This window comes from [Lactobacillus] rogosae, from assembly GCA_900112995.1.
GTDB lineage: Bacteria > Bacillota > Clostridia > Lachnospirales > Lachnospiraceae > Lachnospira > Lachnospira rogosae.
This window is the reverse complement of record FONU01000005.1, coordinates 1-13,185: the sequence shown is the minus strand read 5'-3', so window position 1 is coordinate 13,185 and position 13,185 is coordinate 1. Positions and strand designations below refer to the sequence as shown.

The following is a 13,185-nucleotide window of genomic DNA, read 5'->3' as shown; positions in this document are numbered from 1 at the left end:
GACTGTTGCAGTGATGCTCCCGTTGTATAACGGAAGGGCATTCAATGTGACAGTCCCGTTTGCTTACTATTTGTACTTATAAGTATGTCGATATTGCTGGTGTCTGTATATCCATTTATTTCAATAATAAATATAGCTTTATTGTTTAGCAGCATTGACGACTGCTTTCTTAGTTTTTTTTGAATGCTTTGAAATACGCCAAGGTCTTAGTATATTCTTCTCGATAAGGGAATTGAACTCAGCACCGAGAAATAATATAAGAATACATATATACATCCATATAAGAAGAAGCATAAAAGTTGTAAGACTTCCATAAGTATATGAGTAGTGTGTCATATATGTAATGTATAATGAGTAAAGTTCAGAGAACAGATACCATCCAATACTTGCAAGAAAAGCACCTGGAATTTCTTCTAAAGGACGTTTTTTAATTGTAGGTATGAACGAATACATTACAGTGAAGAATATTGTAAGCAGAGTAGGAACAAGAAATAACCTGTTGCTGAATATTGCGTTAATAATTGTAATATCAATTGAAAATGCACTAAGATGTCGTTCAATAAATGCTGAAAGGTGTTCGCCAAATACGATTATGACAAGGCTTGTTGCAATTGATAATAGCAGTATTAAAGCATATATGCTTGAAAATAATCTCTGTATTAGCCAGCTTCTTTTAAGCTCGTAATTGTTAATACGGTTAAGGCAGGTCTTTATTGTCATAAAGCCTTTGCCAGCTGACCATATTAAGCCGATAGCAGTTACCGACAGAATTGTTATTGATGAAGAATTCTCAATATCAACTATTATGTTTAGTAACAGACCGTGGAATTCTGTAGGAATTATATTCTCAAAAAGATTCATAAGGTCGGTTGAAGTTACTGGGAAATAATGTATTATGCTTATTAGTGCAAGTACGAATGGCATAAAGCTTAAAAGCAGATAGTAGCAGGTCTGTGCTGCATATTCAGTAAGCCGGTCTTTGATGATTTTGTTGTAAGCTTCCTGACAGGTGAAAATCACACGGGCAATTTTCATGCTGTTTCTCCTCTCTAAAAATTTTAATAAAATATTTGAAAAAACCTCGGTATATACAGTGCTTTTGTAAGTTACAAGTTTGTGCTTGCCACAAACTTGATATTTGAAAAAACCTCGGTATACACAGTGCTTTTGTAAATCACAAGTTTGTGCTTGCCACAAACTTGATATTTGAAAAAACCTCGGTATACACAGTGCTTTTGTAAGTCACAAGTTTGTGCTTGCCACAAACTTGATATTTGAAAAACTTAGGTATACACAGTGCTTTTGAAAGTCACAAGTTTGTGCTTGTCACAAACTTGATATTTGAAAAAACTTAGATGTAAGGTTTTTTCAAATTATTATATGTTATTTTCCCACAATTATCAATAAGTTAATAACTTGCATTACTATTATATTTTATGTACAATATATAAGTTAATGAATAAAATCAGGTTAAGTGTAACCTGTTAATGAAAGGTAGGCTTGCTTATAATGGGGATTAGTGTAAAGCTTCAGGCTTTTGAAGGTCCGTTAGATCTTTTACTGCATCTTATAGATAAGAATAAAGTTAATATATATGATATTCCAATAGCTGATATAACAGAGCAGTATATGGAATATGTCAATAAAATGCAGGAGGAAGACTTAAATGTAGTAAGCGAATTCCTTGTTATGGCGGCTACACTGCTTGATATAAAATGCCGTATGCTTCTTCCAAAGGAAGTTGATGAGGAAGGTAATGAGCAGGATCCAAGAGCAGAGCTTGTCGAAAAGCTGTTAGAATACAAGCTTTATAAGGCAATGGCAGAAGAGCTTAAAGATAAGCAGATGGATGCCACAAAGCTTTATTATAGAAAGCCTGATATTCCTAAAGAGATCAGTGAATATGTGCCAGAGGTTGATATAAAAGATGTCATAGGAGATACCGATCTTTTAAAGCTTAATGCAATATTTTCAGACGTAATGAGAAGAAAAGATGAAAAGGTTGACCCAATAAGAAGCAAGTTCGGTAAGATAGAGAAAGAAGAAGTTACTATGTCAGAAAAGCTTGTTGATATTAAGGCGTTTATGATGGAACATAGGACATTCAGTTTCAGGGAATTTCTTATGAAGGGGGCTTCAAAGGTTGCGGTTATTGTTACATTTCTTGTTGTATTAGAGCTTATTAAGACAGGATTTGTTATTGTAGAGCAAGAGGGGACTTGCGAGGAAATATATATAACAGTGACGAAGGATCCGGAACTTATAGAAGGAATTACCGAAGAATAATTAATAATACAGCAATGCTTTATAAGTTTTAAAAGCATATATGTATATGACACAGTAAGTGTGTATTAATTCTGTTAATTAAAGCAGGATAAGAATGGAGTGCAGAATGAGTATAGAAAAGACAGAAGCGGCAATAGAAGCTATACTATTTACTATGGGTGAATCAGTAGAAGCAGAAAAGATCGCAGTGGCTATAGAACACGATGTCGATACAACAGTCAAGATTATCCATAATATGATGGATAAATATGAAAATGAAGACAGAGGTATCAAGATAATTGAATTAGAGGGAAGCTTTCAATTATGTACCAAAGAAGAATATTACGACAATCTTATTAGAATATGCAGTCAGCCAAGACGATATACATTGACAGATGCAGCACTTGAAACGCTCTCAATAATAGCGTACAAGCAGCCGGTTACTAAGATAGAGATAGAAAAGATAAGAGGTGTTAATTCAGACAGGTCAGTTAATAAGCTTGTTGAATTAGAACTTGTTAAAGAAGTTGGAAGACTTGATGCACCGGGAAGACCGATGCTTTTTGGAACAACTGAAGAATTCCTTAGAACATTTGGTGTAGGTTCTATTGATGAACTTCCGGTTATAAGTGAGGATATGGTTGAACAGTACAAGGAAGAGGCTGAATATGAAATAGCAAGCGAATTAAAAGAAGAAGCTATGAATGAGGAACAGCTTACCCTGGACATATAATCAGCTGGACATTTATGTATAGATAGTTAGAATATAATGAGTTCACCTGATACAAGTGGTTATCTTAAACAGTGGGCAGAAATGAGGTATATTATGGAAAGAGCAAATGCGTGGAATAAGTATGATTCTAAAAAGAAAGCAGAAGTATTTGATTTTGCGGAACAGTACAGACAGTTCATCTCAAAATGTAAGACAGAAAGAGAATGTGTAAAGGAAGGCGTTAGGCTTTTAAAGGAAGCTGGCTATGCGGACTTAAAAGACGTTATTGCTGATAACAGGACATTAAAAGCTGGCGATAAAGTGTATGCTGTCAATATGAATAAGGCACTTGTTGCGTTTAATATAGGTGAAGAACCTATAAGTGCAGGAATGAACATACTCGGAGCACATATAGACTCACCAAGACTTGATATAAAGCAGAACCCTCTCTATGAAGAAACAGGACTTGTTCTTCTTGATACACATTATTATGGTGGTATTAAGAAATACCAGTGGGTTGCAATTCCACTTGCCATTCACGGAGTTGTTGCATTAAAGAATGGAACAACAGTAGAGATTGTAATTGGTGAAGATATGTCTGATACAGTAGTTGGTGTATCTGACCTTCTTATACATCTTGCTTCGGAGCAGATGGAAAAGAAAGGCACAAAGGTTGTTGAGGGTGAAGCACTTGATATTCTTGTTGGAAGTATGCCACAGGAGAAGGAAGAATGCGATAAGGAAGCTAAAGATGCTGTTAAGAAGAATATACTTGCAATATTAAAGGATAAGTATGGAATAGAGGAAGAAGATTTCTTATCAGCAGAATTAGAAGCTGTTCCAGCAGGTCCTGCAAGAGATTATGGAATAGACAGAAGTATGATAATGGGCTATGGACACGATGACAGAGTGTGTGCATATCCATCACTTATAGCACTTATTAATTCAAGTGAAGTTAAGAGAACAGGTGTATGTATTCTTGTTGATAAAGAGGAAATTGGAAGCGTTGGTGCTACAGGAATGCAGTCAAGATTTTTTGAAAATATGGTTGCAGAAGTTATGGACAGATGTGGAAATTATTCTGAGCTTGGATTAAGAAGGGCACTTGCTAATTCTTATATGTTATCATCAGATGTAAGTGCGGCATATGACCCTAACTATGCGAGTGTATTTGAGAAGAAAAATGCAGCTTATTTTGGCAAAGGCATGGTGTTTAATAAATACACAGGTGCAAGAGGCAAGAGTGGCTCTAATGATGCATCAGCAGAATTTGTAGGAAAGTTAAGAAAGGTTATGGATGATGCAGATGTATCATTTCAGACAGCTGAACTTGGTAAGGTAGACATCGGCGGTGGTGGAACAATAGCTTATATATTAGCTAATCTTGATATGAATGTAATTGACAGTGGTATTGCTGTACAGAATATGCACGCGCCATATGAAGTTATAAGCAAAGCAGATTTGTATGAAACATTAAAGGGTTATGAGGCATTTTTAAAAAATGCTTAATAATACAATAATGCAAAAGTGATTATATAATATTTGCAAAATATTAATATTTGGAAGGATGACATATATATGAAATGGAATAGATATTCAATTAAGACAACAACACAGGCTGTTGATTTAATAAGCAGTGCTCTTGATGATATAGGAATTGAGGGGATAGAGATACAGGACAATGTACAGCTTACACAAGAAGAAGCTAAGACAATGTTTGTTGATTTTATTCCTGAGCTGCCACCAGATGATGGAACAGCAGTTGTTAATTTTTATATTGATTCAGATGAGGACGATGGAACATTAGTTAAAAAGGCTGAGCAGGAAATTAAAGATTTAAGAATGTTTGTTGATATCGGTGAAGGAACAATAACAAGGTCTGAGACAGAAGATAAAGACTGGATTAATAACTGGAAGCAGTACTGGCATACATTTACAATCGGTAATCTTTATATTAAGCCAACCTGGGAAGAGATTACAGAGGAGATGAAAGGACATCCTGTCCTTAGCATTGATCCGGGAACTGCATTTGGAACAGGTTCGCACGAAACAACAAGAATGGTTATTAAGCAGCTTGAAAAGTACGTTAAAAAAGGTGACAGAATACTTGATGTAGGCTGTGGAAGCGGAATACTTTCAGTCGTTGCCCTTAAATATGGTGCGGAATATGCACTTGGTACAGATCTTGACCCTAATGCAATTATTGCCTCAGAAGAGAATTCGGTTCAGAATAATATAACTAAGGAGCAGTTTGAGGTTATTGAGGGTAATATAATTGATGATAAGAATATTAAGGATAGATGTGGATATGAATGTTATGATATAGTGTGTGCTAATATTCTTGCTGATGTATTAGAGCCATTATCAGTTAATATCCATGAGCATATGAAGCATGGAGCATATTTTATAACTTCTGGAATTATTAATATTAAAGAAGATGAAGTTGTTAATGCTTTCAAGAAGAATTCAGAGCTCGAGATAGTTGAGATTAACCACGATGGCGAATGGGTTAATGTAACAGCCAGAAGAAAGTAATAAATAGATAACGCGAAAGGATTACATATGTATCATTTTTTTGCAGAGCACGAGAATATATTTGACGATTACATTGATATTAAAGGCGGGGACGTTAATCATATTAAGAATGTACTGCGCTTAAAAAAGGGTGATGAGATACTTATAAGCAGTGGCGATAATTATGATTATAATTGTGTTATTGATACAATATCCGATGACTATGTACGTAGCCTTATAACATCAGTTAATGAGAAAGGCAATGAACTTTCATCAAAGGTATATTTATTTCAGGGACTTCCTAAAGCTGATAAAATGGAACTTATTATACAGAAGATGATTGAGCTTGGCGTGTATGAGATTGTTCCTGTAGCAATGAAAAGAAGTGTTGTAAAGCTTGATGATAAGAAAGCAAAGAGCAAGGTTGCAAGATGGAATACAATAGCTGAAAGTGCTGCCAAACAGAGTAAAAGAAGTATTATGCCAAAGGTTAGTGATGTTGTAAGTTTTAAGCAGGCAGTTGCTATGGCTTCGGAATTAGATGTATTATTACTTCCTTATGAGTGTGCAGAAGGAATTGAACATACAAGACAGGTTATTGCTTCTATCGGGAAAGGAAAGAGCATAGGTATCTTTATTGGACCAGAGGGTGGTTTTGATAAAGATGAACTTGAGCTTGCAACTAATGCAGGAGCTGATATAATAACACTTGGCAGACGTATATTAAGAACCGAGACAGCAGGTCTTATGCTGATGTCGGTGCTTATGTACAATATGGAGGAATAATAATGCAGGCATATCTTGATAATTCAGCAACGACAAAGTGTGCACCTGAGGTTGTAGATGTGTGCGTAAAAGTTATGAGTGAAGATTATGGCAATCCATCATCAAAGCATATGAAGGGCGTTGAAGCTGAAAATTATATAAAAGAAGCAAAAGAAACAATAGCTAAGACTTTAAAGTGCCAGGAAAAGGAAATACTTTTCACATCAGGCGGAACAGAGTCTAACAATATGGCAATAATAGGAACTGCTATGGCTAATAAGAGAAAAGGCAATCACGTTATTGTGTCATCGGTAGAACATTCATCTGTAAAAGAGCCTTTTAACTTTCTTAGTGAGAATGGTTTCAGGGTAACATATCTTAAAGTTGACAGAAATGGAATTGTGGACCTTAATGACCTTAAGGAAGCGTTAGATGATGAAACAATTCTTGTATCAGTAATGTATGTCAATAATGAGATTGGTGCAGTTGAACCTATTGAAGAAATCGGACATATTGTAAAAAGCTACAATCCTGATATAGTGTTTCATGTAGATGCAATTCAGGCATATGGCAAATACAAAATAGTACCTAAGAAGTATAACATAGATTTATTATCTGTAAGTGGACATAAGATACACGGTCCAAAGGGAAGCGGATTTTTATATATTAAGGATAAGACAAGAATTAAACCTATAATATATGGCGGTGGACAGCAGAAGGGTATGCGTTCTGGAACAGAAAATGTACCAGCAATCGCAGGACTTTCGGCAGCAGTCAAGCTTATATATAATGACCAGTTTGAGGATAAGATTAATAATCTGTACGAGCTTAAAGACTATTTTATAGATGAACTTGAAAAGCTTGCTGATGTTGTTATTAATTCATATAAAGGCACAAAGTCAGCACCACAGATTGTAAGCGTAAGCTTCAGGGGTGTAAGGGCAGAGGTGCTGCTTCACGCACTTGAGGATAAGAATATATATGTATCCTCAGGTTCAGCTTGTTCTTCTAACAAGCCGGGCTTAAGCAATACGCTTGTTGCGATAGGTCTTGATAATGACCTGCTTGACAGCACATTAAGATTCAGCTTCTGTTATAATACAACTAAGGAAGAACTTGACTATGCAGTCAGTGCATTAAAAGAACTTCTTCCTGTGTTAAGAAAGTATACAAGACATTAATAATATAATTAAAATTGAATGGAGATAAAAGATGTATAAAGCATTTTTGATTAAATATGGAGAGATAGGTGTAAAGGGTAAGAACAGATACCTTTTTGAAGATGCACTTGTAAGACAGATAAGATTTGCCCTTGAAAAGGTTGAGGGGGAATTCGTAGTATCAAAGGAAAATGGAAGAATATATGCTACAGCACAGACAGAATTTGACTATGATGAGGCTGTAGAAGCATTAAAGACTGTATTTGGAATAATTGGAATATGTCCAGTTGTGCAGATAGAAGATAATGGCTTTGATGACCTTGCTGAACACGTTATTAAGTATATTGATGAGGCATATCCTGATAAGAATGTTACATTTAAGGTAGATGCAAGAAGAGCAAGAAAGAACTACCCTATGAATTCTATGGAGATTAATATGGAGATGGGTGGAAGAATATTAGACGCATTTCCTGAGATGAAGGTAGATGTTCATAAGCCACAGGTGCTTTTACAGATTGAGATTAGAAAGCATATTAATATATATTCAATAGAAATTCCAGGACCAGGAGGAATGCCAATAGGAACTGCTGGTAAGGCAATGCTTTTATTATCAGGAGGAATTGACAGCCCTGTAGCTGGATATATGGTAGCCAAGAGAGGTGTGCAGATAGAAGCTACATATTTCCATGCACCACCATATACAAGTGAGAGAGCTAAGCAGAAGGTAGTAGACCTTGCAAGACTTGTGTCTAAATATGCAGGTCCAATAACTCTTAATGTAGTTAATTTTACAGATATACAGCTTGCTATATATGAGAAGTGTCCTCACGATGAGCTTACAATCATTATGAGAAGATATATGATGAAGATTGCAGAAGAACTTGGCAAGGAAAGCAAATGTATGGGACTTGTTACAGGTGAGAGTATCGGACAGGTTGCAAGCCAGACTATGCAGAGCCTTTACTGTACTAATGAAGTATGTACAATGCCAGTATACAGACCGGTTATTGGTTTTGATAAGCAGGAGATTATTGATATATCAGAAAAGATAGGAACATATGAGACATCAATCCAGCCATTTGAGGACTGCTGTACAATATTTGTAGCTAAACATCCAGTTACAAAGCCTAATCTTAATATAATCAAACAGCACGAGCATAACCTTGATGATGTTATTGATGAGCTTATGAAGACAGCCATAGAAACTACAGAAAAGATAGTTGTTAAATAAAATGATGTAAATAATAACAGGGTGCCATACGAATTAACGTGTGACATCCTGTTATAGAATAACCATATTAAACTGTCTGGCTGATTATACAATATATGGCTTTAATACAGCAAGAATTGTATCAATATCATTCTCAGCGTGAATATTTAAGTCGATAGGCTTTGATAAATCAAGGCTGAAAATACCCATAATAGACTTTGCATCAATTACATATCTTCCAGATACAAGGTCAAAGTCAACATCAAACTTTGTAATATCATTTACAAAGGATTTAACTTTATCGATTGAGTTTAATGAAATCTGTACAGTTTTCATTGGAATACCTCCCATAATATAATAATTTGCTTACTGAGTTAATTATAATATTTATGGGATTTATGTCAAGAACAAAGGAGGCCGATTTGAAAAAAGTTGCGATACACAACCTTGGTTGCAAGGTTAATTCATACGAAGCAGAGTCAATGGAGCTTATGCTTAAAAATGCAGGCTATGAAATAGTTCCATTTGATGAAGCGATAATTGCAGATGTATATATAATAAATACCTGTTCGGTTACTAATATAGCAGACAGGAAGTCCCGCCAGATGTTACACAAGGCTAAAAAGATGAATCCATCAGCAGTTGTAATAGCTGCCGGCTGTTATGTACAGGCAGATGAAGCAGGAGTTAAGAAAGATGAAGCTGTAGATATCGTGCTTGGCAACAATATGAAGATTAATATTGTTGATGTGCTTGAGCAGTATTTTAAGGATAATACAGCAGACGAATATGTGGTTGATATAAGCCACGATACAGAATATGAAGAATTAAAGATAGATAAAGTAAGTGAGCATACAAGGGCATACATTAAAATACAGGACGGATGTAACCAGTTCTGTTCATACTGCATTATTCCTTATACAAGAGGAAGAATAAGAAGCAGGGCGATTGAAGATGTTGTAGACGAAGTTAGAAGATTAGCTGACAATGGCTATAAGGAAGTTGTTCTTACCGGAATACATCTTTCTTCTTATGGCAGGGATACAGGTAAAGAGACATTGTTAGATGTTATAGAGGCGGTTAATTCAATTGACGGAATTGAAAGAATCAGACTTGGTTCATTAGAACCAAGAATTGTGACAGATGAATTTGTCAGCCGTATAAGCAGTATGAAAAAGCTTTGTCCACATTTTCACTTATCATTACAGAGCGGCTGTGATAAGACACTTAAGGCTATGAACAGAAAGTATGATACTGCTGAATACTTAAAGGGCTGTGAAATTCTTAGAAAATATTATGATAACCCAGCGATTACGACAGATGTTATTGTGGGCTTTCCTGGTGAGACAGAAGAAGACTTCAAGATTACGAAAGCATTTGTTGAGAAGGTGCATTTTTATGAAATGCACATATTTAAGTATTCAAGAAGAAAAGGCACAGTTGCAGATACTATGCCTGATCAGGTAGATGATAAGATTAAGACAGCAAGAAGTAATGAACTTATTGAGCTTGCTAATGAAATGTCAGCACAGTACAGAAGTACATATGCAGATAGTGATTTGAGCGTGCTTATTGAAGAAAAGCAGAATATAGCTGGAAAAGAGTATTATACAGGCTATACACCTAATTATATAAGAGTTATGATTTCGGCAGAAGAATTTGATAAAGAAAATGTTTGCAGTAATTCAGGCAATGGTAATATAATTAATAATATATATACAGTGAAGGGCTGCGGTCTTGATAAAGAAAAGCTGCATATAATCGGAATGGAGAATTATAATGGCTGAATTAAAGTTAAGAAAGAATGAAAAAGGAATGATACTTGCAATTGATATGGGAAATACCAATATCGTTATTGGCTGTGTTGATGACAAGAAAGTATTATTTGAGGAAAGATTATCAACAGATTATTCAAAGACAGAATTGGAATACGCCATAGGTTTTAAGACGGTGCTTGAAATATATAATATTAACTCAGATGACATAAAAGGAGCAATTATATCATCAGTTGTCCCGCAGCTTGTTAATATAATAAAAGCGGCAGTAGAAAAGACAGTTGGAATTACACCGCTTATGGTCGGACCTGGAATAAAGACAGGTCTTAACATTCTTATGGATCAGCCAAGACAGGTTGGAACAGATATGATAGTTGATGCAGTTGCTACACTTAATGGCTATGGTGCACCAGCCATAATTATAGATATGGGAACAGCGACAACTATAAGTGTTGTAGATGAGAAAGAGAATTATATAGGTGGAGTTATACTTCCGGGAATACGTGTGTCAGTTGATTCGTTAGTATCAAGAACAGCACAGCTTCCAAGAATAAGCCTTGATACACCAAAGAGTGTTATGGGTAAGAATACTATTGATTGTATGAAGAGTGGAGTTATATATGGCAATGCTTCGTGCATAGATGGTATGCTTGACAGAATTATAGAAGCTAATGGTTTTGGAGTTAATGGAAAGCCAGAAGCGAAAGTTGTAGCTACAGGTGGACTTGCAAAGGTTATAGTTCCTCACTGTAAGCATAATATACACATAGATGCGGAATTATTGCTTAAGGGTCTTAGAATTATATATGATAAGAATGTGGAGGGTAATTAAATGCTTAAAGGTAAAAATGTACTGCTTTGTGTTACAGGAAGCATAGCAGCTTATAAAATTGCAGAGCTTGCAAGCAGACTTGTTAAGCTTCATTGTAATGTTGATGTTATAATGACTAAAAATGCTACGAATTTTATCAATCCTATAACATTTGAAACACTTACAGGCAATAAGTGCATAGTAGATACATTTGACAGGAATTTTCAATTTAATGTTGAACACGTTTCACTGGCTAAGAAAGCAGACTGCGTTATGATAGCACCAGCCTCAGCTAATATAATAGGCAAGATAGCTAATGGGATAGCAGATGATATGCTTACAACAACTGTAATGGCTTGCAAATGCAAAGTTATGATATCGCCTGCTATGAATACTAATATGTATGATAATCCTATTGTGCAGGATAATATCGCCAGGTTAAGAAGATTTGGATATGAAGTTATTGAGCCAGATAGCGGTTATCTTGCGTGTGGTGACACTGGAAGGGGCAAAATGCCATCGCCGGAGAGCCTTTTATGGTACATTTTAAAGGAAACAGCATATGAAAAGGACATGAAGGGCATTAAGCTTTGTGTAACAGCAGGTCCTACAAGAGAAGCAATAGACCCTGTAAGATTTATCTCTAATAATTCTACAGGGAAAATGGGCTATGCAATAGCCAGAATGGCAATGCTTCGTGGAGCAGATGTTACACTTGTATCAGGAAAGGTTGATGTTCCACCAGTTCCATTTGTTAATATTATAAATGTTATATCAGCACAGGATATGTATGATGCTGTCACCGAAGAAGCAAAGAATTCAGATATTATAATTAAAGCCGCCGCAGTAGCGGACTATACACCTTTAAATGTAAGCGATAATAAGATAAAGAAAAAAGACGGCGATATGTCAATTGCCCTTAAACGCACAAAGGATATAATAGGAACGCTTGGAGAACATAAAAAAGAGGGACAGTTTATATGTGGATTTTCTATGGAAACAGAAAATGTAATTGCCAATTCCAAGGATAAGCTTATTAAGAAGAATATGGATATGATAGTTGCTAATAATGTAAAGGTAGCCGGGGCAGGCTTCGGAACAGACACTAATGTTGTAACTATAATTACCGGGGAAGATAATATTGAACTGCCTATGATGTCTAAAGAGGATGTTGCTTCAAAGATACTTGACTTTATAATGGCAAAGCGTAGGTAAGATATTGGCACGTTAATATATAATGTATGTAATAAAAGTAAATATTATAATAATTGATTTATATAAGGTTTAGTTTAAGACAGAAATTCATTGACTTAAAATTGCAATTTGTTAATTTGAAGTCAATGAATTTTATAGCGGAAATAGTGTGGATTTATGTTTGTATACAGATATATGCCATAAATTTACAAAAAAGTTTAGTGGTACAAATCCAGTAAATATAAGGCTTTACGAATGCTTATCATAGATTTGGCAAAAAAAATCAAAAAAAGTCGAAAAAAGATGTTGACATATGTGAGAGGTGGTGATATTATAATCAAGTCGCCGCGAGAGATGAGCGACACAAAAGCTTCTCAAGCACAGATGAATATTGGATTTGAGAGCGATGAACTTTGATAACTGAACAGAAAGACAACCTTGAAAATTCTTTTTAGAATTTCGAGATGAGTACAGAATTCAATAGAATTAAGTATACATCTTTTGTGAACATCATTCAAGCAATTGAATGAATCCTTAAACACAGTATAAGGAAACTATTATTAAGCTAGTTAGTTTGTAACTGACAAGGCAAACTTTTTATGAGAGTTTGATCCTGGCTCAGGATGAACGCTGGCGGCGTGCTTAACACATGCAAGTCGAACGAAGCATTTAAGACAGATTACTTCGGTTTGAAGTCTTTTATGACTGAGTGGCGGACGGGTGAGTAACGCGTGGGTAACCTGCCTCATACAGGGGGATAGCAGCTGGAAACGGCTGGT

At 35.5% G+C, this 13,185-nt stretch carries 12 protein-coding genes and 1 rRNA gene; 11 read left to right on the top strand and 2 right to left on the bottom strand.

What is annotated here, in order from left to right; translation table 11 throughout:
• Positions 1–138 precede the first annotated feature (138 nt).
• Positions 139–1,035, bottom strand: coding sequence for a YihY/virulence factor BrkB family protein (locus BM157_RS01735; protein WP_090139731.1), 897 nt, complete (start codon positions 1,033–1,035; stop codon positions 139–141).
• 474 nt (positions 1,036–1,509) lie between these two features.
• Between BM157_RS01735 and BM157_RS01730 the strand changes: the two genes are divergently transcribed.
• The 7 genes from BM157_RS01730 (at position 1,510) to thiI (ending at position 8,647) form a co-directional block, all read left to right on the top strand.
• Positions 1,510–2,286 (top strand): segregation and condensation protein A, encoded by a 777-nt coding sequence (locus BM157_RS01730; protein WP_090139810.1) that lies wholly within the window; start codon positions 1,510–1,512, stop codon positions 2,284–2,286.
• Between the two features lie 106 nt (positions 2,287–2,392).
• The gene (gene scpB, locus BM157_RS01725) at positions 2,393–2,998 is read left to right on the top strand and encodes an SMC-Scp complex subunit ScpB (RefSeq protein ID WP_022502191.1); all 606 of its coding nucleotides are present in this window, start codon (positions 2,393–2,395) and stop codon (positions 2,996–2,998) included.
• A gap of 93 nt (positions 2,999–3,091) precedes the next feature.
• Positions 3,092–4,486, top strand: a complete 1,395-nt coding sequence (locus BM157_RS01720) for an aminopeptidase (protein WP_090139808.1) — start codon at positions 3,092–3,094, stop codon at positions 4,484–4,486.
• 69 nt (positions 4,487–4,555) lie between these two features.
• Positions 4,556–5,512, top strand: a complete 957-nt coding sequence (gene prmA / locus BM157_RS01715; protein ID WP_090139729.1) for a 50S ribosomal protein L11 methyltransferase — start codon at positions 4,556–4,558, stop codon at positions 5,510–5,512.
• Positions 5,513–5,539: 27 nt separating this feature from the next.
• Positions 5,540–6,277, top strand: a complete 738-nt coding sequence (locus BM157_RS01710) for an RsmE family RNA methyltransferase (RefSeq protein ID WP_022502188.1) — start codon at positions 5,540–5,542, stop codon at positions 6,275–6,277.
• A 2-nt stretch (positions 6,278–6,279) separates the two neighbouring features.
• On the top strand, positions 6,280–7,437 hold the full coding sequence (locus BM157_RS01705; protein ID WP_090139727.1) for a cysteine desulfurase family protein: 1,158 nt from the start codon (positions 6,280–6,282) through the stop codon (positions 7,435–7,437).
• Positions 7,438–7,468: 31 nt separating this feature from the next.
• Complete coding sequence (gene thiI / locus BM157_RS01700) at positions 7,469–8,647, top strand: tRNA uracil 4-sulfurtransferase ThiI (protein ID WP_055307133.1); 1,179 nt, start codon at positions 7,469–7,471, stop codon at positions 8,645–8,647.
• 84 nt (positions 8,648–8,731) lie between these two features.
• On the opposite strand, the gene BM157_RS01695 is transcribed toward thiI, so the two are convergent.
• Positions 8,732–8,962: an HPr family phosphocarrier protein gene (locus tag BM157_RS01695; protein ID WP_022204816.1), complete on the bottom strand. Its 231-nt coding sequence runs from the start codon at positions 8,960–8,962 to the stop codon at positions 8,732–8,734.
• Between the two features lie 86 nt (positions 8,963–9,048).
• Between BM157_RS01695 and mtaB the strand changes: the two genes are divergently transcribed.
• The 4 genes from mtaB to BM157_RS01675 all read left to right on the top strand — a co-directional run.
• Positions 9,049–10,413 (top strand): tRNA (N(6)-L-threonylcarbamoyladenosine(37)-C(2))-methylthiotransferase MtaB, encoded by a 1,365-nt coding sequence (gene mtaB / locus BM157_RS01690; protein ID WP_055174343.1) that lies wholly within the window; start codon positions 9,049–9,051, stop codon positions 10,411–10,413.
• 28 nt (positions 10,414–10,441) lie between these two features.
• Positions 10,442–11,233 carry a type III pantothenate kinase gene (locus BM157_RS01685; protein ID WP_055307184.1) on the top strand — a complete coding sequence of 264 codons (792 nt, stop codon included), beginning with the start codon at positions 10,442–10,444 and terminating at the stop codon, positions 11,231–11,233.
• The gene (gene coaBC / locus BM157_RS01680; RefSeq protein WP_022502183.1) at positions 11,234–12,427 is read left to right on the top strand and encodes a bifunctional phosphopantothenoylcysteine decarboxylase/phosphopantothenate--cysteine ligase CoaBC; all 1,194 of its coding nucleotides are present in this window, start codon (positions 11,234–11,236) and stop codon (positions 12,425–12,427) included.
• Between the two features lie 574 nt (positions 12,428–13,001).
• Positions 13,002–13,185 (top strand): 16S ribosomal RNA (locus BM157_RS01675); the annotation flags it as partial.